Source organism: Janthinobacterium pasteuri, assembly GCF_051380775.1.
Classification (GTDB): Bacteria; Pseudomonadota; Gammaproteobacteria; order Burkholderiales; family Burkholderiaceae_D; genus Janthinobacterium.
In genome coordinates, this window is the sequence record NZ_JBNYXS010000009.1 from 97,486 (window position 1) to 115,456 (window position 17,971).

At 63.8% G+C, this 17,971-nt stretch carries 21 protein-coding genes; 8 read left to right on the forward strand and 13 right to left on the reverse strand.

Features of this window, described 5'->3' with window-relative positions:
* Positions 1–31: 31 nt before the first annotated feature.
* The 3 genes from ACQ4WN_RS11745 (at position 32) to ACQ4WN_RS11755 (ending at position 1,731) form a co-directional block, all read left to right on the forward strand.
* Positions 32–370, forward strand: coding sequence for an SIMPL domain-containing protein (locus ACQ4WN_RS11745; protein ID WP_436551694.1), 339 nt, complete (start codon positions 32–34; stop codon positions 368–370).
* Between the two features lie 78 nt (positions 371–448).
* Positions 449–847, forward strand: a complete 399-nt coding sequence (locus ACQ4WN_RS11750) for an OsmC family protein (protein ID WP_436551695.1) — start codon at positions 449–451, stop codon at positions 845–847.
* Positions 844–1,731, forward strand: a complete 888-nt coding sequence (locus ACQ4WN_RS11755) for a pirin family protein (RefSeq protein ID WP_436551696.1) — start codon at positions 844–846, stop codon at positions 1,729–1,731. Before ACQ4WN_RS11750 ends, ACQ4WN_RS11755 begins: the two co-directional genes overlap by 4 nt.
* A 6-nt stretch (positions 1,732–1,737) precedes the next feature.
* On the opposite strand, the gene ACQ4WN_RS11760 is transcribed toward ACQ4WN_RS11755, so the two are convergent.
* From ACQ4WN_RS11760 to ACQ4WN_RS11780, 5 genes are all read right to left on the reverse strand, one after another.
* On the reverse strand, positions 1,738–4,215 hold the full coding sequence (locus ACQ4WN_RS11760; protein WP_436551697.1) for a TonB-dependent siderophore receptor: 2,478 nt from the start codon (positions 4,213–4,215) through the stop codon (positions 1,738–1,740).
* 113 nt (positions 4,216–4,328) lie between these two features.
* On the reverse strand, positions 4,329–5,297 hold the full coding sequence (locus ACQ4WN_RS11765) for a FecR domain-containing protein (RefSeq protein ID WP_436551698.1): 969 nt from the start codon (positions 5,295–5,297) through the stop codon (positions 4,329–4,331).
* Positions 5,297–5,815 (reverse strand): sigma-70 family RNA polymerase sigma factor, encoded by a 519-nt coding sequence (locus tag ACQ4WN_RS11770; protein WP_436551699.1) that lies wholly within the window; start codon positions 5,813–5,815, stop codon positions 5,297–5,299. The genes ACQ4WN_RS11765 and ACQ4WN_RS11770 overlap by 1 nt, the downstream gene beginning before the upstream one ends.
* Before the next feature lie 115 nt (positions 5,816–5,930).
* On the reverse strand, positions 5,931–6,524 hold the full coding sequence (locus tag ACQ4WN_RS11775; RefSeq protein ID WP_436551700.1) for a metal-dependent hydrolase: 594 nt from the start codon (positions 6,522–6,524) through the stop codon (positions 5,931–5,933).
* 398 nt (positions 6,525–6,922) lie between these two features.
* A complete protein-coding gene (locus ACQ4WN_RS11780) occupies positions 6,923–8,494 on the reverse strand; it encodes an FHA domain-containing protein (protein WP_436551701.1) in 1,572 nt (523 codons plus the stop codon).
* Positions 8,495–8,840: 346 nt separating this feature from the next.
* On the opposite strand from ACQ4WN_RS11780, the gene ACQ4WN_RS11785 reads away from it, so the two are divergent.
* Positions 8,841–9,260: a DUF2177 family protein gene (locus ACQ4WN_RS11785; protein ID WP_436551702.1), complete on the forward strand. Its 420-nt coding sequence runs from the start codon at positions 8,841–8,843 to the stop codon at positions 9,258–9,260.
* On the opposite strand, the gene ACQ4WN_RS11790 is transcribed toward ACQ4WN_RS11785, so the two are convergent.
* The 3 genes from ACQ4WN_RS11790 to ACQ4WN_RS11800 all read right to left on the reverse strand — a co-directional run bounded on the left by ACQ4WN_RS11790 (position 9,241) and on the right by ACQ4WN_RS11800 (position 11,435).
* On the reverse strand, positions 9,241–10,191 hold the full coding sequence (locus ACQ4WN_RS11790; protein WP_436551703.1) for a PP2C family protein-serine/threonine phosphatase: 951 nt from the start codon (positions 10,189–10,191) through the stop codon (positions 9,241–9,243). The two genes, ACQ4WN_RS11785 and ACQ4WN_RS11790, sit on opposite strands and share 20 nt — an antisense overlap.
* 143 nt (positions 10,192–10,334) lie before the next feature.
* Positions 10,335–10,784, reverse strand: coding sequence for a glycine zipper 2TM domain-containing protein (locus tag ACQ4WN_RS11795; protein WP_436551704.1), 450 nt, complete (start codon positions 10,782–10,784; stop codon positions 10,335–10,337).
* A 120-nt stretch (positions 10,785–10,904) separates the two neighbouring features.
* A complete protein-coding gene (locus ACQ4WN_RS11800; protein ID WP_436551705.1) occupies positions 10,905–11,435 on the reverse strand; it encodes a GNAT family N-acetyltransferase in 531 nt (176 codons plus the stop codon).
* Positions 11,436–11,610: 175 nt separating this feature from the next.
* Between ACQ4WN_RS11800 and ACQ4WN_RS11805 the strand changes: the two genes are divergently transcribed.
* Positions 11,611–13,071 (forward strand): M20/M25/M40 family metallo-hydrolase, encoded by a 1,461-nt coding sequence (locus tag ACQ4WN_RS11805; protein WP_436551706.1) that lies wholly within the window; start codon positions 11,611–11,613, stop codon positions 13,069–13,071.
* 16 nt (positions 13,072–13,087) lie between these two features.
* On the opposite strand, the gene ACQ4WN_RS11810 is transcribed toward ACQ4WN_RS11805, so the two are convergent.
* The 5 genes from ACQ4WN_RS11810 to ACQ4WN_RS11830 form a co-directional block, all read right to left on the reverse strand.
* Entirely contained in the window at positions 13,088–13,591 is a 504-nt protein-coding gene (locus ACQ4WN_RS11810; RefSeq protein WP_436551707.1) for a hypothetical protein, read from the reverse strand.
* Between the two features lie 15 nt (positions 13,592–13,606).
* The gene (locus ACQ4WN_RS11815; protein WP_436551708.1) at positions 13,607–14,347 is read right to left on the reverse strand and encodes a hypothetical protein; all 741 of its coding nucleotides are present in this window, start codon (positions 14,345–14,347) and stop codon (positions 13,607–13,609) included.
* Between the two features lie 12 nt (positions 14,348–14,359).
* Positions 14,360–14,623, reverse strand: a complete 264-nt coding sequence (locus tag ACQ4WN_RS11820) for a hypothetical protein (protein WP_436551709.1) — start codon at positions 14,621–14,623, stop codon at positions 14,360–14,362.
* Complete coding sequence (locus ACQ4WN_RS11825; protein ID WP_436551710.1) at positions 14,587–14,922, reverse strand: T6SS effector phospholipase Tle3 domain-containing protein; 336 nt, start codon at positions 14,920–14,922, stop codon at positions 14,587–14,589. The genes ACQ4WN_RS11820 and ACQ4WN_RS11825 overlap by 37 nt, the downstream gene beginning before the upstream one ends.
* Before the next feature lie 141 nt (positions 14,923–15,063).
* Positions 15,064–15,921 (reverse strand): MBL fold metallo-hydrolase, encoded by an 858-nt coding sequence (locus ACQ4WN_RS11830; RefSeq protein WP_436551711.1) that lies wholly within the window; start codon positions 15,919–15,921, stop codon positions 15,064–15,066.
* Between the two features lie 176 nt (positions 15,922–16,097).
* On the opposite strand from ACQ4WN_RS11830, the gene ACQ4WN_RS11835 reads away from it, so the two are divergent.
* From ACQ4WN_RS11835 to prpB, 3 genes are all read left to right on the forward strand, one after another.
* Positions 16,098–16,334, forward strand: coding sequence for a hypothetical protein (locus ACQ4WN_RS11835; protein ID WP_436551712.1), 237 nt, complete (start codon positions 16,098–16,100; stop codon positions 16,332–16,334).
* A gap of 124 nt (positions 16,335–16,458) precedes the next feature.
* Positions 16,459–16,707: a hypothetical protein gene (locus ACQ4WN_RS11840; RefSeq protein ID WP_436551713.1), complete on the forward strand. Its 249-nt coding sequence runs from the start codon at positions 16,459–16,461 to the stop codon at positions 16,705–16,707.
* Positions 16,708–17,036: 329 nt separating this feature from the next.
* Positions 17,037–17,924 carry a methylisocitrate lyase gene (gene prpB, locus ACQ4WN_RS11845; protein WP_436551714.1) on the forward strand — a complete coding sequence of 296 codons (888 nt, stop codon included), beginning with the start codon at positions 17,037–17,039 and terminating at the stop codon, positions 17,922–17,924.
* The last annotated feature ends 47 nt before the right edge of the window (positions 17,925–17,971 follow it).

Consider the following 17,971-nt stretch of genomic DNA (forward strand, 5'->3'; position numbering starts at 1 on the left):
ATATCAGTCATATTGACGGATACTTCATGAGGTGAGCGTGCATATCAGCGTGGCCGATTTGTCGAAATGGCCCGCCGTCACCTTCGGCGCCACCGAGCGTATCCGCCTGGAAGAAGAGCTGATGGCCGAAGCTGTCAAGGATGACCAGCGCAAGGCCGATGCCATGGCGCGCGGCTTCGGCAAGCGCGCGGGCGCCGTGGCCGGCATCTCGTCGGACCAGCTGAAAAACCTGGGCAATGCGGTGGGTCTGGTGCCGTCCGGCCGCTACCAGCGCGCCAACAGCCGCGAGCGGCAAAACCCCGACGACATGCTGATGGTCACCAGCCTGAAGATGGGGCAGACGGTCGACGCCGTGTTCCGTATCAAATAGCCTGGCCCCCGGGGAGCGGGCTGCGCAAAGCGGGCAAACGGTGTAAATTGTGGCTTTCCAAACGCACCAAGGAACGCCATGACCATCAAAGCCATCCGCGACCAGTCGCAACCCATGCGCCACATCGTGCACGTGCGTGACCACATCATTTCCGCCGACGCCTCGGTGGAAGAAGGCGGTGGCGATGCCGGCCCGTCGCCGCACGACCTGTATGACGCGGCCCTGTCGGCCTGCAAGGCGCTCACCGTAGTCTGGTACGCCAGACACAAGGGTATTCCACTGGAACACGTGGAAGTGTCGACCGAGCGCGATGCCAGCGAAGAGCGCAAGGGCGTGTACCGCCTGGCCGCCACCGTGCACCTGACCGGTGACTTGAGCGACGCGCAGCGCCAGGAATTGCTGGCCGCGGCCGGAAAATGCCCGCTGCACAAGCTGATGACGGCCGTCACCACCGAAGTGACGACGGTGCTGGCATGAGCGCGGCCATCCTGAAAAGCCACGAAAAGGACCTCGGCGGCGGCTTCGTCGTGCGGCGTTTGCTGCCCTCGGCCGTCAAGCAGGCCGTCGGCCCTTTCATTTTCTTTGACCATTTCGGCCCCATCGACGTGGCGCCTGACGCCAACCACGACGTGCGCCCCCATCCGCATATCGGCCTGGCCACCGTCACCTATCTGTTCGAAGGCGCGATCGACCACCGCGACAGCATTGGGTCTTATCAGCGCATCGAACCGGGCGCCATCAACTGGATGACGGCCGGGCGCGGCATCGTGCATTCCGAGCGCACGCCGCACGACTTGGCCGGCCAGCCGCACCGCACGCACGGCTTGCAGCTGTGGGCCGCGCTGCCGAAGGCGCATGAAGAGGATGAACCGAGTTTCACGCACACGCCGCAGGCCGACATTCCTGTCGTGGCCCTCGATGGCGCCGTGGTGAAGGTGTTGATCGGCACGGCCTTCGGCCAGACCTCGCCCGTGCGCACCTATATGCAGACCTTGTACCTGGATGTGGCGCTGCAGGCGGGGCGCGAGCTGCGCCTTGAAGGCTTGCCGCCGGAAGCGGCGGTGTATCCGATCAGCGGGGACGTGCTGGTCGATGGCGTGGCGCTCGTGCCGCACACCATGGCCTTGCTGGAAGATGGCAAGGTGCCTGTGGTGACGGCCGGCAGCGGCCCGGTGCAATTCGTCGTCATCGGCGGCGAGCCGCTGGACGGCCACCGCTTCCTGTTCTGGAATTTCGTCTCGTCGAGCAAGGAGCGTTTGTCGCAGGCGGCCGACGACTGGAGCGCCCAGCGCATGGGGCAAGTGCCGGGCGAGACGGAATTCATCCCGCTGCCCAAGGCGCCCCTGCGCCCGGCGACCTGACAGCGTTTAGAAACGCGCGCGCAGGGTCAATGCGGCCTTGCGCGGCTCACCATAGAAATTGCCCCACGCCGGCGCACCTACCGTCTGGTAGTAGCGCTTGTCGAGCAAGTTCGTCACGGACAGCGACGCCGTCCAGTTGCGGTCGATCTGGTAGGCGGCGCGCGCGCTCCACAGTGCATATGCGCCTTGCGCCACCGTCACGTCGCGCGTGATGCGCGAGCTCTCCGTCTGGAAGTTCACGCCGCCGCCCACGCTCCACGCACGCAGGGCGCCGGGCAGGCGGTAGTCGCTCCACGCGCGCAGCATGTGACGCGGCGAGTAAGTACTGGCAAACATCACGCCCGCATTCGAGGTCTGCTCCAGGTACTTGAAATTGTTCAGGGTATAGCCGGCGAACAGCTGCCAGCCCGGCGCCACTTCGCCGCTGATTTCCGCGTCGACGCCTTCGCTGCGCACCTTGCCCGCCGAGAAATAGCACTCCGTGCCGCTGGAACAGGTGTTGACCAGGTCGAGCTCCGCGCGGTTGCGCTGCTCGATGCGGAACAGCGCCAGCGAGGCATTCACCTTGCCATCGAACAGTTCCCCTTTCACGCCGACTTCCAGGTTGCGTCCCTTGAGCGGGTCGAGCAGGGCACCATCGGCCGTGCGCTGGTTTTGCGGCTGGAAGATGTCGGAGACGCTGGCGTAGCCGGACCAGCGCTGGTCGAACGCGTAGATCACGCCGCCATACGGCGTGACGACGCCGTTTTCGCGGTACGGATCGATATACACCTCGCCCGTGTCGCGGTACACGCTGCTCCATTTGTAGTTTGACACACGCGCGCCGGCCACCACGGTGAGCGGATCGCTGACGCTGAAGCGGGCCACGCCATACGCACCCGTCTGCGTCATCTTCGTTACACTGGGGTCGCCCCGATAGCTGTTTTCACGGAACCAGGCGTCGCTCGGCTCGGCCACGCCGTGGTTCGGTTGCAGCGGGTTGTTCGGCTTCTGCAGCAGGGCCAGGCTGAAATCGCTGTCGCTTTCCAGGCGGTTCGTGCTGACACCGGCGCTGAAACCGTGGCGGCGGCCGAAGGCGTTGAATTTGCCATCGAGCGACAGGTCGATGCCCTTGTTGGTGCTGCCGTAGTCGAACACGCCGCCGTACATCATCATGCCGGCCAGGGTGGCGGGATCGAGTGCACCCTGGCTGAACATGTATTTCACGTCATGCCGCTCGCGCGTGTAGTTGGCGCTGGCTTTCAGCGACCAGTCGGCGTCGAAGCGGTGCTCGAATTCGGCGAAGACGGCCGTCTGCTTGCTGTTCCAGCGGTTCCAGTCGGCACCGAGGAAGGTCTCGCGGGGCAGTGTCGGATCGCTGCCATCGCGGTAGCGGGGCATGCCCGAGAAAAATGGCGTCGACTTCAGTTTTTCATGGCTGGCGCCCGTCGTCAGCTTGCTGCCCGGCGCCAGGTCGAATTCCAGCACGCCGTACAGCACGTCGGTGCGGCTGTCGGCCACGTCATAGAAATAATCGCGCTGCTCGTGCGCGGCCACGCCGCGGCCGCGGATGCTGCCCGATTCGTTCAAGGGACCGGTGACATCCACCTCGCCGCGCACGTCGTTCCAGCGCCCCGCGCCGAGCGCCAGCTGCACCTGCTTTTCCGCCAGCGGGCGCTTGCGCACCATGTTGATGGCGGCGCCCGGCGATCCCGTGCCCTGCAGCAGGCCCGTGGCGCCGCGCACGATTTCCACGCGGTCGAGCATGGCCGTATTGCTGGTAAAGCTGTTCGCCTGCGGGTAGTACATGGCGCGGTTCACGCCGTCGAACTGGTACGTGTCGACCATGAAGCCGCGCGAATACACATAGCGCCCGCCCATGGGGCTGTCGTACATGGTGATGCCGGTGGTATTGGCCAGCACGGCATCGATGGTGTTGAGGTTCTGGTCATCCATCTTCTGCCGCGTGACGACGCTGACGGACTGGGGAATCTCGCGCAGGGTTTGCACACCCTTGCCGACGGTGACAGCGCGCGCTGCATACGAGTTGCTGTGTTCACTGACGGGGTCGCGCTGCATGCTGGCGCTGACCGTCACGGGCGCCATGGTCTTTTCCATGCCAGTTGCCGAGGCGGAGAATGGCGCCGCCTGGCGCAGCACGTAGGCGCCGTTGGGCAGTTGCACGGCTTCCAGGCCGCTGCCGGCCAGCACGTGGGCAAAGCCTTGGGCCACGTTGAAGCTGCCGTGCACGCCGGGCGAGCGCAGGCCACGCGTCTGCGCGGGATCGGTCGACAGGCTGACGCCGGCGGCCACGGCAAAATCGTTGAGGGCGGTGGCCAGCGGGCCGGCCGCAATGGCGTAGGCTTGCGGCGCGGTGGCGGCGGCCTGGCCTTGCGCCAGCGCGGGCGCGGCGATGAAGGCGGCGGGGGTGGCGCACGCCATGGCGATGACGGCCAGGCGGATGGCGCGCGCGGCGGGATGGAGGATGGGGGTGGTCAGCTGCATGCTCGGTCTTTCTGTTCAGGGTATGGTCAATGGAGGATGAATCGGCTTCTTACTTGTCAAGCCGAAGCAGCGCATCGAAACACCAACCCCTGGCGTAAAAAAACTGAAAATAATTATGCCGGCCGGGCCGACACCGTGGCCCAGTAGCGTGTGAAGTACCTCACTTGCAGTCCGTGCGAGGCGCACAGGCTTTCCAGTACGGCGTCGATATCGTCGAGGCGGTAGGTGCCCGTGACGGGGCGCTGCGCCACTTTGGTGTCGCAGGCGAGGCGTCCGCGCCGGTAGCGCGCGAGCTCCTGCACCAGTTGCTGCAGCGGCCAGTCGGCGGCCACCAGCATGCCGCGCAGCCAGCTGTCCTGGTGCGCTTGCGTGGCCTGCACATTCTCCGCGCCGGTTGCGCCAAAGCGCAGCTGCTGTCCCGCTTCCAGGCGGCGCACGGCATCCGGGCGCGCCGCGCAGCGTACTTCCACGGCGTGCTCGAAGACGCTGACGGTGCTGCCATCGTCGTCGCAGCGTATGCCGAAGCGCGTGCCCAGCGCGCGGATCACGCCGTGCGGGGTGTCGACCAGGAAGGGGCGCGGATCGGGCGCCGTCGTGATCATGATTTCGCCATGGTGCAGGCGGATGCGGCGCTGCGTGGCGCTGTAAGCGACATCCAGGGCGCTATCCGTATTGACTTCCAGGCGCCCGCCATCGGCCAAGGTGACGTGGCGGCGCTGGCCCGGCGCCGTGCGCAAGGACGCCGTCAGGGCTTGCCATGGGCCCGATTGCAAGCCCGCCTGGCCCAGCGCGATGCCGCCGCCGGCCGCCACCAGCAGGGCGAGTATCCTGGCGGCCGCGCGCCGGCGCTGTTGCGCCGCCTGCAGCGCGGGAATCGCCAGCGCTGCCGGTATCGTGCCCAACTGGCCGTCCATGCGCTGCAGCAGGTCCCAGGCCCGTTCATGCTCGGCGCTGGCATCGCGCCATGCCTGCAGGGCGGCCGGGTCTGCGCTGCCGCACTGGCGTTCCACATGCCAATGGGCGGCGGCGGCCAGCACCTTGCGGGGGATGGTTGACGAAGGGGAGGCGGATGCGGCGAACATCAGCCGGCCGCCAGCATCAGGCATTCCGTGTAGGCGCGCACCAGGTGTTTCTTGACGGTTGGCAGGGATACGCCCAGGCGCCGGCTGATCTCCACATGGCTGAGTTCTTCGATTTGCGCCAGCAGGAAGATGGCCCGCGTGCGAGCGCCCAGGCGGTCGAGCAGGCGGTCGACGGCGAGCAGGGTTTCGATGATGATGGCATGCGTTTCGGCGCAGATCGTTGTCGGTTCGGCTTGCTGCGCCAGCGCTTCCAGATAGGCGTGTTCCAGCGCCTGGCGACGGTAGCGGTCGATCAGCAAGCCGCGCGCGATGGTTGCCAGGTAGCCGCGCGGCTCGCGCAGGGGCGCCAGCGGTGTCACCTCGCGCTTGCCCAGTAGGCGCAAAAAGGTGTCCTGTGCCAGGTCGGCCGCCTCGGCCCGGTTGCCCAGCTTGCCGCGCAGCCAGCCATACAGCCAGCCGTGGTGTTCGCTGTACAGGGTGCTCAGGTGGCTGGCATGGGTGGGGCTGACGGTGCTCACTGCGTTCTCCAGGCAAGGGATGAGCTGGGCTGACGGAACGCGGGGTGCCGGCTGGCTGGGCTGTTTGAGAATGATACTCATTATCACATTGCAGCGCAGCCGGCGTCAATTGGCGTCAGCTACCCAGGCGCCAGCGTTCCTGCCACTGTTGCAAATCCGTCCAGGCCGTCTGGAGTGCGCTGGCGCACCATTGCAGCAGGCCCTCAAACGCCAGCAGGGTGCGCCGCAGGTGGATGCCATCGAAAAACACGTGGTCGGCCACGACGGTGGCGGCCAGCCAGGCGGCGATGATGACGATGATGTCGTGGCGGCCGCTTTTCCACCAGCGCAGCGAGTGGCGGCGGAAAATCCACGGCACGCCCAGCGGATTGGGCCAGTCGGCCAGCAAATGCATGATGCCGCCGGCAGCAAAGCCGAACAGGGGCGGCGCCCACCGGTGGTGCGGCAATTGCAGATAGGTGTAGACGAGCAGGGCGATCCAGGCCAGGCCCCAGTGTGTCCAGGTGCGGTGCGTGATCCACAGCCGGTGCGTGCGCGCCCACCAGGCCACTTCCAGCCAGTCCGGCGCCGTGCCGCCCAGCGCCCCCATGACAAAGGCGAGCATGCTCAGCACTTGATAGGGGCCACCGGCGCCAGCGTGCGCGACCAGGGCTGCGGCGATCACGCCGGCAGCCCAACCGGTCGCATGATGCGCTTTGTTGGAAGCCATAGAAAATGTAAAACGCTATACGGGCGATTTGTGAAATGCGAGGGATATTAACTGGATGAATATACAGTATGCAAGGGCGTGAAGGGGGGTATTTGCAGAATATCTGCCGATAATTTGTTAAATTGTGTGTCGCGATAGCCTTGCCAGCGAACTCGGCATGTCATGTTGGCCGGTCAAGTGTATTGTGCGGCTGATAATGCAATTGGCGCAGGGGGCGCTATGCTGAAAGTAGTCCTACGTTTTGAAGAGGTCTTGCCATGAAAATCCCGCGCGAATTACAGATTCCCGCGATCGTGTTTACGCTGGAAGCGGTGTTTATACTCGGCTTGTCGATGATTTTTCTTGTGCTGGTACCCCGCTAGTGCCTTGCGGAAAACTGCAGATTTACAACAGTGTTCTTATGCAGTTTGCATGCTGCTATCGCACAGCGCCGCACCCTCGGTGCGGATGATCCAGCATTCCGGATACGGTTCGCTGGCGAAGCGCTTGTGCCGCGCGAAGCCGCTGAGTTTATCCAGGGTGGTGGCCGGGGCCAGCGCTGTTTCCTTGCCACTGGCCGTGTCGAGGTGCCAGAAACCGCCATTGCGGTGGAAAAGTACGGGTAGGCAGCTGGCCTGCGGCGTGGCCAGGTGGCTTGCCGGCGTGGGCTGGGTCTCGGGCAGCAGCAAGTAAAAACATTCGGCGCGGGCGCCGTGGTCGATGCGGTGCAGGATTACGCCGTGCGCGAGCAGGGCCGTGACGCTGAGCACGACGATGCCCTTGATGCTGGCAGACAATTCGATGCGCATGCCCAGGCGCAGGGCGACGGGCTTGTGCTTGCCAGGCCAGACGCCGTCAAGCAGCAAACCATAGCGCGATACATCCTCGATTTCAAAGCCTTGCTGGCCGCGGCGGATGATGGCATGGCGGCCTGACAGGCGACGTGTCAAGCCATTGTTGTCCTGGCCATCGGGGCTGAAATGGCTGAGCAGCACATCGGCTTCCGGGTCCACCAGCTCGAAGCGGCCCAGCATGCATTCTTCCAGCGCGAACAGGCGAATCTGGCGCTGTTCGCCCGCTTCTGGCGCCGCATTGACGAGGCAGGCGGCCTGGCTTGGGTGCGGATGGCAGTGGCTGGCGGCGGGCAGGTCAACTTCGATCAACTCCTCGTCCCAGGCGATGGTGGTAAAGCCCATGTCGATCTTGCCTTGCGGCGCGGACAAGTCCACGTGGGCGATGCCGGCATTGCGCGCCGTCACGTCGAGGTTGCAGCCGTCGCCACCCGTCACGCGGGCGATCGAGGCGTCGTCGGCCATCACGCGCACATTCTTGTGCGTACTGAGGAAGATCTGGTGGATTTCCGTCAGGGTGGCGTCGCGGCGCGGCACCAGGATGACGAAGGTGCACACCCATTTCTGCGCCACGGCACCATCGAGGTGGCTGTGTACTTCCACGTCGATCTGGTATTGCCCGTGTTCCTTGTTGCGCGAGGAGAACTCGACAAACACGGGGCGCCAGTCGCCGCGCGTGGTGCGCACGAAATCATGCTGCACATGGCTGCGGGGGATCAGGTCCGAGCGCAGGCGCAAGGTCAGCTGCGGCGCGCAGGCGGCGCTCATGCCGCGCAATTCCATTTTCAATGTCTGGCGCCCGCCCGCCGCACGGGGATCGAAGCCGCTGATGTGCAGATGCGCTTGCCCCGGCTGGTAGACGGGGGGGACTGCTGGCGAGGCAACGTGGGCTGGCGTGAGCGCCGGGGGCGTGGCGGAGAGCGGCACAGGGTTGCTCACGGCTTGAAAGATAGCGTCATGGGCCGGGGCGTGCGGAAGCGCCGTTGCCGATGGCTCGGAACGGGCGCTGCGCAGTGCGCTCAACAGGTCGTAGCTGCTGGGAGCAGTCATCGCTTGCGGGTGGTTGCCCGCGCAGACTGTATCCCCAGGCAAGACCCAGAACGTACAGTGCGGGTGCTCCGGGTTGCTGCATTTTTTCATGACATTCTGACTCGAATCGAGTGGGGACATTTTGCCCTCTGTTCTAGATGAGAGCTTACGCGCTTTTGCGCCTGCTTGGCAACTTTCACAGCGCCGTAATGCGCTCTTTTTGGCCGAATTCATGTTCCCGGTCACACCCTGCCATGCATGCCAAGGAAACTATTGCCCAAAAACACATTTTATATCTTTCTAGATATGTTATTTTGATATTGCATGGAATGGCTTCCCATCGATGCGCGTGCGCGCCGGCTGGGTATTTTTACGCCCGCAATGCGAGCCTGGGGCGTTTTGCATTATGCTGGCGTTGTCCTTACCACCACACGCCGCCTGAGGCAGAGAGATGACCATGCCTGTCCAACGCCCGCTCCAGCTTGCCATAGCCTATGGCACCACCTTGTGCGTATTCCTGGCCATCGATGCCCTGTGGCTGTCGGTGCTGATGAAGCCCGTGTATGCCGCGGCGCTGGGGCCGCTATTGGCGGAGTCGCCCCGCTGGGCGCCTGCCACGTTGTTTTATCTGCTGTACGTGGCGGGGCTATTGGTCTTTGCCATCCTGCCCGGACTGCGCGCACGCCGCGGGCGCACGGCGGCGGCACTGGGCGCGCTGCTTGGGCTGCTTGCCTATGGCACCTATGATTTGAGCAATTATGCGACCTTGCGCGATTGGCCGCTGGGCTTGACGATGATCGACATGGCCTGGGGCAGCGTGCTATCGGCCGTGTCGGCAACGGCCGGTTATCTGGCGGCTAGCCGCCTGGGGCGGTGAACGCCGCATCGAAGCGCAGCGCCAGCAAGGTAATGTTGTCGCTATGTAAGCCTTTTGGCGGGTGGGAAAGGAAGTCGTCGAACAGGGCGTTGACGGCCTGTGCCGCAGTTTTGCCGGCACATAAGGCGGGCCAGCGGCCCGTGAGGGCCAGCGGATCCACGCAGGCCCAGAAGCCGTCGCTGGCCAGCACATAGTGGGCGCCGGGCCGCACGCGCAGCACGCGGCGGTCGCCCAGGTGCGCCAGGAAAGGCGGCAAGGTGGATGCATCGAGGCCGCGCAGGGGCTTGTCGAGTTGCAAGCTGTCGCTGATGGCGTTGCCTAAAATAAATGCCTGCGAGATTTGCGGATGGTGCTCGCCATGCACGGCGGCGCGCCAGCGCGTTTCGTCGAGCGCGCCGCGCATGGCGTACACGGTGGCTGGCACGTGGTCGACGGTCAGGATGCTGGCCGCGCCGTCGACCAGTTCATACAGGCGCGAATCGCCCACGTGATACAGCAGTGGCGCTTCGCCGGGTGGCACTTCCAGCAAGGTCAGCGTGGTGCCGGGCGGCCGCGCCTGGGCTGGCGCGGCCCTGGCGAAACCGTCCTGCAAGCGCGTGTGCAAGGCATCGAGCCTGGCTGCCAGGCTGGCTGTGTCGAGGCAGGCGGGCACGGCCAGCAAGCCTTGCACGGCCGCTTCCGCTGCCTCGCGACCTTGGCCGTGGCCACCCATGCCGTCGAGCACGGCGGCGCGCACATGGCCGGGCGGCCAGCCCGGCACCTGGCAGTGGAACGGCGCCTGCCGCGACAGGCAGACGGCGTGGCCGCTGGCATCGATCAGCAGGAAGTTATCCTGGTTCTCGCGCCGAGGCACGGGGCCGGCGCCTACGCTGCTGCCGGCGGCGGCATCGAGCCAGGGGCCGAAGTCTAGCGCGTCTTTGATTAAATGCATCGGTTGGAGCGGTCCGGGCGGCCATCAATGTTGATCATAGGACACAGCTTAGCCGAAATTGTGCGTCGGTGATACCTTGCTTGTCGCGCAAAAAAACCTGCGGCAGCAGGCTGGCGCAGGTTTTCTATAGTACAGGGTGGTGCTTAACGGCGATGGCCCCAGCCGTGGCCACGGTCACGGTAGTCTCGCTCATAGTAGTCACGGCGGCCATGGTCGCGGTAGTAGCCGCGGCCCGGTTGCACGTAGACGACAGCCGGCGGGCCGTAGTAGCGCGGTGGCGGTGCGTAATACACGGGCTGCGGGGCAGGGGCGTAGTACACGGGTTGCGGCGCCGGCGCATAATAGGTTTCGCGGTAGCCGCCACGATAGCCGCCACGGTCGTAATAGCGGTCATTCGTGCTGATGCTGTTGCCGACGGCGGCGCCAAGCACGCCACCGACGATTGCGCCGTTACGGCCGCCGGTGCTGTTGCCAATGGCCGCTCCGACGACGGCGCCTGCAACGGTATTGAAGTCGCGGTCACCGGCGACTGCGGCCGAAGACACAGCCACTGCCGCTACCATTACCGCACCCAGGAGTTTCTTGTTCAACATGGCATTTCCTTCCATTCCGGCGAGATCACAATGATCTGCATGAACTGGACTATATCTGCTGCTCCCCGCTTGTTCCACGTCTAATACAACTTCTTACATTCCTGCCCCGATGGTAACAAGTCAGCGCGCCCGCGCCTGCCATTCGGGACGCAGCAGGCTGTACATTTTGACATCGCGCATCACGCCGTTGATAAAGAAGGCCTGGCGCATCAAGCCTTCCTGGGTAAAGCCATTCTTTTGCGCGATGCGCTCGGAGCCGATGTTGAGCGGGTCCATCAGCAGTTCCAGCCGGTGATACGGATAGGCGTTGAACAGGTAGTCGATCATCAGGCGCGTCGCTTCGCTGATGTAGCCCTGTCCGTCCCGCTGCCGGTCGAACAGACGGTAACCGATCTCGCGCGCGGCTGGTGTGCGGCTCTTGAAATGCGTGATCGTGCCGATGATGTGCTGGGCCTTGTCTTCGATGAGGAACAATTCGCTGTCCTCGGTGACAAAGCCAGACTGCAGGAAATCGCGCCGCATGGCCTCGGGCGACTTGAATTGCATGGAGAAAAACTCGCCGCGCGAGGGCAAGTCGTTGACGAGGGAAATATAGGTATTCAGGTCGGCAGCCTGCAAATGCCGGATGGTACAGAGTGTTCCCTTGAGCATGGCGGTTTCCGGTAGCGATCACGCTATTGATGGTAATCGACTCTGGCGTAAACAGGCAATCGATCCCGTAAAAGTTGCTGCAATGACAGAATAAATACGCTATCGTAGAAAGCCGCGCCTTGCCTCCTTGCCACGGCGTATCCGCTTCGACCTTGTTGACTGGAACTGACATCACATGCATACCATTTTGACTGGCGCTCCACTGCGCCGTTCGTCTTTGTCCATCGCCATTGCCATCGCCCTTGGCTGCACCGCCAGCGCCGGCGCCTCGGCCGCCGCGCCAGGCAATACGCCGCAAGCGCTGGCGCAGGTGCGCGACACGGCGCTGCAAAGCGACTGGGCGTATGCGCGCCTGGCCGACATGACGGATTTGATCGGCCCGCGCCTGTCCGGCTCCGCCGGCGCGGCCGCCGCCGTGCAGCAGGTGGCCGAGGCCATGCGCCAGTTGGGCGCCACAGTCACCTTGCAGCCCGTGAAAGTGCCGCACTGGGTGCGCGGCGTGGAAACGGCCGAAATCGTCGACTACCCGGGCCGTCCGCAGGGCGTGTCGCAGCGCGTGGTGCTCACCGCCCTGGGCGGCTCGGGCGCCACTGCGGCCACCGGCCTTACGGCGCCCCTCATCATTGTCAAAAGCTTCGAGGAGCTCAAGGCGCGTGCGGCGCAAGTGAAGGGCGCCATCGTGCTGATCGACACGCCGTTCGACCAGGAGATGGCCGAACGGGGCCTGGCCGGCGTGACTTACGGCCAGGGTTCGCGCTTCCGTTTCAATGGCCCCAAGGCTGCTGCGGACCTGGGCGCGGCTGCCGCGCTGGTGCGCTCGATCGGCGGCGCGAACTTCCGCATCCCGCACGCGGGCGCCACGGGACTCGATGACAATAAACGCATTCCCGCCGCCGCCGTCACGGTGGAAGACGCCTTGCTGATCGGCCGTCTGGCCGCGCGCGGGCCGATGAAAATGCACCTGACACTGACGCCGCAAAACTTGCCGGAAGCGGACAGCTACAACGTCATCGCCGACTGGCCGGGCACGGACAAGGCTGACGAAGTGGTGGTGGTCTCGGGCCACCTCGATTCCTGGGACCTGGCGACGGGCGCGCATGACGACGGCGCCGGCGTGGTGGCGGCCATGGGCGTGGTGGAAACCCTGAAAAAGCTCGATTACCGCCCGCGCCGCACCATCCGCGTGATCGCCTGGATGAACGAGGAAAATGGCGGCCGTGGCGGCCAGGCCTATTTCGACGCCCACAAGCAGGCGCTCGGTAAACAATATGCAGCCATCGAGATGGACAGCGGCGCCGGCCGTCCGTTCGGCATCCTGGCCAGCGTGGGGCCGAAGTCGGAAAAATTGTTCGCCCCGTTGCGCGCCGCCTTGCAACCGATCGGTGCGCACGCGTTCACGCGCCGCGACGCGTTGGGCACGGGCGATTTGCACCGCCTGGAAACGGGCGGCGTGCCCAGCTTCGAGCCGCTGGTCGACAGCCACAGCTACTTCCACTACCACCACACGCCGGCCGACACGCTGGACAAGGTCGACCCGGATAACCTGAAGCGCAACGTGGCGCTGATGTCGTCGCTGGCCTGGTTCCTGGCCAATATCGACGGCGAGATCGGGCGCGCGCCGGAGCAATCGGAGTAAGGGGGAGCTCGCCTCCTCACTGCGAATAGCCCTGCATAGTATCGGCCGCATCGTGGCGGATGCCCCACCACGGCAAGTAGGCATTGTTTTCGCCGCGCGCGCGGCACCACGCTTTGTCGTGATTGATGGGCCGCACGGTGGCCGGCGGCAAGACCAGCACGCCCGTGACGCTGTCAGGATCGCTGGTGCCGGCCACCAGCACGCTCTTGCCGACGTGGTTCGCATGGGCGATGCCCAGGGCCACGTTGGTCAGCGCCGTGCCGGCGCCCATTTCGCCCAGCAGGGCTGGCGTATTGAAGGTCTGTGGCAGGAAGTCGAAGTCCGGCACTTCCAGGGTCAGCGCCTGCGCCAGCTGACCCAGCCGGTCGGAGGAGGTGGGCAAGGTCTTGTTGTCGTCGTGGATGACGTAGCCAATATCGGCTTCCGTCTTGCCGCCATGGCGCGCCGCCTCGGCAAATACCGCCTGCCACGCCTGCACGGCGCGCGGCGGCTTGTCCTTGGCCAGTTCAAAGTCCGCCACGCTTTTCGTGGCCGGCTAGCCTATCCACGCCAGCGCCGCCCGCTCCGTCTTGTAATCAGGGCCGGCCAGCACCAGCAGCACCAGGTTTTTATTGATCTGCATGGTTTTCGGCCGGCTCGGCGCATCCCAGTTCATGACCCACACGGTTTGCTGCGGATGCACTTCCAGGTAGGCCAGCGCCGCTTGCAGGGAGACGAAGCCCGCATTGTTGCCACCCAGGGTGATGCGCACGTCGGGTGGCGTGGCGCGGGTCCAGAGGGTGGGGGAGCGGGGGTTGCCGATGTTGAAGGTATCGGTGATGCGTTCGCGCGTAGTGTTTCTTGCCTCTTCTGGGTCCAACTTGCCCGCAGGAAGGGCATATTCGACGCGGATGCCTGCCAGTTCGCGCCAGTTCTGTTTTTGATCCTTGGGATAGACCCGATAAAAGTAGGTGGGGCTGGAGTAGTAAATGTCATGAAATAGGCTGGTTAATTTGTGCACATATTTATAGTGATAGCCCTTGAACGTTTCCGTGCCATCGAGATCGTGAGCCATGGGGGCGACTGCCTGCAAGGTGCTGAACCCCCTGGGATCTGTCCTGACCATATCGTCATTTTTGTTGGGCTTGGCCAATCCCACCGTCCATAGCAGTTGCCACTCGGTCGGATAGTCGAGCCGCTGCAGTGGATTGAGCCACTGCAGGCCCACGACTTGTGCCCGGAAAGGAGCATGGGCCGTGATTTTCGGGAGATCGTCTTCTTTCTGCGCAGGCTTCACGGCGCAGGCCGTCTATAGCGCAAACATGGCGGCGCGGTCCTTGTGCAGGGAGTCGGCCAGGGCATCGCAGCCTTCATCAAACTGATCGCTGATGTCGGCAAAGCGCTTCGAGTGCGGCGGGAATGCCTCAGGCAGCTTGGGCGCCTTCATCGGCAGCCGCCAGGACTTGGGTGGCAGGGCATTGATGCGCGTGCCGGCAGTCTTGGCGAGAATGATGACGATGGGCGCGAACAAAAAGGTCAGTATCTTGCGCCCGATGCCTTTGCTGGTCCGCATGCCCTTTTCGATCGAGTACTCGGCGACCAGTGAACGCGGGTCTTCATCTGCCCGCCGGCCGGGCCAGGTATCACCAGGTCCTCATCGCGGCGTTTCAGGCGCGCATTCAGGCCGTCACACAGGCCTTGTTCGGCCTGCTCATACCATTCGCCGTCGGAATTGACGCCGTGCACAAAGATGATGATGCCGGGACGCGGCATTCGCGTGACGGCCTGGAGCAACGCATGGCTGAACAAGGTCGTGCCTTCGGCTTCGGCGAGCAGGATGCAATTGGTATCGAGCGTAGGGTCGGGCGACATGCGGGCGCTCCGTCAGCGTTAAGCAGGAAAAGGCGGCGCCAAAGTGAACTCAGGCAATCTGCACTGTATGCCGATTGCCTGAGGTGGAACTTGCGTGGGGTCAAGAAAGGCGGTGCGAGGGGCGGGGAGTGCCGGGGAAAATCAGATCGCGTTCAGCGGTATTTTGAGGTAGCGCACGCCGTTGTCTTCCGGCTCGGGCAGCTTGCCCGCGTTGATGTTGACCTGGATGGCGGGCAGGATCAATGTCGGCATGTCCAGTGTGGCGTCGCGGCCCGTGCGCATGGCCACGAACTGTTCTTCCGTAATGCCGTCGCGCAAGTGGATGTTGCTGGCGCGCTGTTCGGCCACCGTCACTTCCCAGCGCGGCGCGCGGCCGTTGGGTGGGTAGTCATGGCACATGAACAGCCGGGTTTGCGGCGGCAGCGACAGCAGGCGCTGTGCGGAGCGGTACAGCAGGGACGCGGAGCCGCCTGGAAAGTCGCAGCGGGCCGAACCCACGTCCGGCATGAACAGGGTGTCGCCCACGAAGACGGCGTCGCCGATCTGGTAAGCCAGGTCGGCTGGCGTGTGGCCGGGCACGTGCAGGGCGCGCACTTCCAGTGCGCCAATATGAAACACCTGGTCGGGCGCGAACAGCTGGTCGAACTGCGAGCCGTCGGCCCGGGCGCCATCCTGGTGGTAGACCGCGGCGAAGGCTTGCTGCACTGTCTGGATGGCGGCGCCGATGGCCACGTCGCCGCCCAGCTGCTGCTGCAGGTAGGGCGCGGCGGACAGATGATCGGCGTGCGCATGGGTTTCCAGCAGCCAGCGGCACTGCAAGCCGTGTTCGCGCACGAAGGCGATCACCGTGTCGGCCGACGCGGTCGAGGTGCGGCCCGCCTTCGGATCGTAGTCGAGCACGGAATCGATGATGGCACAGTCCTGGCCATCCGCTTCGTACACGACGTAGGTGACGGTGGCGGTGGCGGGGTCGAAGAAAGCTTGGATTTGTGGAGTCATCGCGGCGGCAGGGGACGGGCAAGGAAGGGCATTATATCGCCAGAGCAGGCTAAAAAAATGCTGCGAACTCATATTTAATATGCGGAAAACAGATAAGCAGGCAGGCCAGGCACGCGACTACCGTGCGCACCCTGTGCCTTGCCGCGTGCTAACCTCATTCTTACAAGGAGGAATTCATGAACGATATCACTGCACGCAGCGAACAGTACCGCGGTTTTACGATTTCGGTGACCGCGCAAAAAGACAACGACGATTTATGGGATTTTACCTACCGCCTGCAACGCGAGGGCGAGAGCGCGGTGCAAGCGATTACACGCAGCCGCACCCTGGGCGGCTATGCGGCACCTGAAACGGCTTGCACGGCCGGCCTGGAAGTGGCCAGGACGGAAGTCGATAATCTGCTGCGCCCTTGAGCCAGCGTAAATCGTTTAGCCGGAAAGTCAGCCTGACCGCGCGCTGGCACCTGAAACACGTCGCTAGCGGCCGCGCTTCATGCTACGATTTCCACTATTGAGTCAGTCACGAAGGAGGCACCGCATGGAAAACAATTCTAAAATTCACTATAAAGGCTGGGAAATCGTTCCCCTGGCCGTGCCCACCACCGATGGCAAATGGTCGGCCAGTTGCGACATCGAACGCGCCACCGCAGAAGGCCTGGAAGTGTTTGAAGGCTCGACCATGCAATTCGTGCGCGACGACGAGGATGGCGCCATTGCCGCCGCCTGCGAAGAGGCCGTGCGCCAGATCGACAACATCATTGCCAATCCGCTGGTGCGTCTGGCCTAGTGTGGTCTTGTAGTTTCAGTTGTATCAGTTGTATACATCAGCCGGCGCCCGCCGGCTGTTTTTATTGTTGCGTCTTGCTGCTTGTTGCATGTTTCAAAAAATGTTTCAAAATGGAGTGGATGAAACAGACTTGAAACGTTTTTGACGGCAAACGTGATGTCGCTGTTGCCTGGCGGGACATCCCTGGTGGGCGTCTTAGCTCCTGTTTTCACTCTGCCGTCAGGTGTTTTTCGCAGCGCCGCGCGGCCCTGGCACGGCATTTGCAATACTGGTACTCATAGCCACTCCGTGAAACATTCGGGACCATCCGAAACCCATAAGGTGAACACATGACTCAATACTCCGCAGGCGCAGCGTTCCGCAAGGCCGTCCAGGAAGAATCACCGTTGCAAGTCGTCGGCGCCATCAATGCCAACCACGCCTTGCTGGCCAAGCGCGCCGGTTATAAAGCCATTTATTTGTCCGGCGGCGGTGTCGCGGCCGGCTCGCTGGGCTTGCCCGACCTGGGCATTTCCAGCCTGGACGACGTGCTGACCGATATCCGTCGCATCACCGACGTGTGCGACCTGCCGCTGCTGGTCGATGCCGACACGGGCTTCGGTTCGTCCGCCTTCAACGTGGCGCGTACCGTGAAATCGATGATCAAGTTCGGCGCTGCCGGCCTGCACATCGAAGACCAGGTGGGCGCCAAGCGCTGCGGCCACCGTCCGGGCAAGGAAATCGTGAGCAAGGAAGAAATGGTTGATCGCATCAAGGCCGCCGTCGATGCGCGCACGGACCCCAACTTCGTCATCATGGCGCGCACCGATGCGCTGGCCGTCGATGGCCTGGAAGCGGCACTGGAACGCGCCGTCGCCTGCGTCGAGGCGGGCGCCGACATGATCTTCCCGGAAGCGATCACGGACCTGGAGATGTATGCCACGTTCGCCAAGGCCGTCAATGTGCCTATCCTGGCCAACATCACGGAATTCGGTGCCACGCCGCTGTTCACGCTGGACGAATTGCGCAGCGCCCACGTGGGCCTGGCCCTGTATCCGCTATCGGCCTTCCGCGCCATGAACAAGTCGGCCGACAACGTCTACCGTGCGCTGCGCCGCGACGGCACGCAAAAGAATGTCGTCGATACCATGCAGACGCGCATGGAGCTGTATGAATCGATCAACTATCATGATTTTGAACAAAAACTGGACGCGCTGTTCGCCGCGCAAAAGAAATAAGTAAAGAAGCGGGGACCGCATGGCGGTCCCGCAGTGACGCACCCGAG

What these genes read in the sequence shown, in the direction of transcription:
- ACQ4WN_RS11750 (WP_436551695.1), top strand. Translation starts at nt 449, where the DNA reads ATGACCATCAAAGCCATCCGCGACCAGTCGCAACCCATGCGCCACATC.
- ACQ4WN_RS11755 (WP_436551696.1), top strand. Translation starts at nt 844, where the DNA reads ATGAGCGCGGCCATCCTGAAAAGCCACGAAAAGGACCTCGGCGGCGGC.
- ACQ4WN_RS11760 (WP_436551697.1), bottom strand. Translation starts at nt 4,215, where the DNA reads ATGCAGCTGACCACCCCCATCCTCCATCCCGCCGCGCGCGCCATCCGC.
- ACQ4WN_RS11765 (WP_436551698.1), bottom strand. Translation starts at nt 5,297, where the DNA reads ATGTTCGCCGCATCCGCCTCCCCTTCGTCAACCATCCCCCGCAAGGTG.
- ACQ4WN_RS11775 (WP_436551700.1), bottom strand. Translation starts at nt 6,524, where the DNA reads ATGGCTTCCAACAAAGCGCATCATGCGACCGGTTGGGCTGCCGGCGTG.
- ACQ4WN_RS11780 (WP_436551701.1), bottom strand. Translation starts at nt 8,494, where the DNA reads ATGAAAAAATGCAGCAACCCGGAGCACCCGCACTGTACGTTCTGGGTC.
- ACQ4WN_RS11785 (WP_436551702.1), top strand. Translation starts at nt 8,841, where the DNA reads ATGCCTGTCCAACGCCCGCTCCAGCTTGCCATAGCCTATGGCACCACC.
- ACQ4WN_RS11790 (WP_436551703.1), bottom strand. Translation starts at nt 10,191, where the DNA reads ATGCATTTAATCAAAGACGCGCTAGACTTCGGCCCCTGGCTCGATGCC.
- ACQ4WN_RS11795 (WP_436551704.1), bottom strand. Translation starts at nt 10,784, where the DNA reads ATGTTGAACAAGAAACTCCTGGGTGCGGTAATGGTAGCGGCAGTGGCT.
- ACQ4WN_RS11800 (WP_436551705.1), bottom strand. Translation starts at nt 11,435, where the DNA reads ATGCTCAAGGGAACACTCTGTACCATCCGGCATTTGCAGGCTGCCGAC.
- ACQ4WN_RS11805 (WP_436551706.1), top strand. Translation starts at nt 11,611, where the DNA reads ATGCATACCATTTTGACTGGCGCTCCACTGCGCCGTTCGTCTTTGTCC.
- ACQ4WN_RS11820 (WP_436551709.1), bottom strand. Translation starts at nt 14,623, where the DNA reads ATGCGGACCAGCAAAGGCATCGGGCGCAAGATACTGACCTTTTTGTTC.
- ACQ4WN_RS11825 (WP_436551710.1), bottom strand. Translation starts at nt 14,922, where the DNA reads ATGTCGCCCGACCCTACGCTCGATACCAATTGCATCCTGCTCGCCGAA.
- ACQ4WN_RS11830 (WP_436551711.1), bottom strand. Translation starts at nt 15,921, where the DNA reads ATGACTCCACAAATCCAAGCTTTCTTCGACCCCGCCACCGCCACCGTC.
- ACQ4WN_RS11835 (WP_436551712.1), top strand. Translation starts at nt 16,098, where the DNA reads ATGAACGATATCACTGCACGCAGCGAACAGTACCGCGGTTTTACGATT.
- ACQ4WN_RS11840 (WP_436551713.1), top strand. Translation starts at nt 16,459, where the DNA reads ATGGAAAACAATTCTAAAATTCACTATAAAGGCTGGGAAATCGTTCCC.
- prpB (WP_436551714.1), top strand. Translation starts at nt 17,037, where the DNA reads ATGACTCAATACTCCGCAGGCGCAGCGTTCCGCAAGGCCGTCCAGGAA.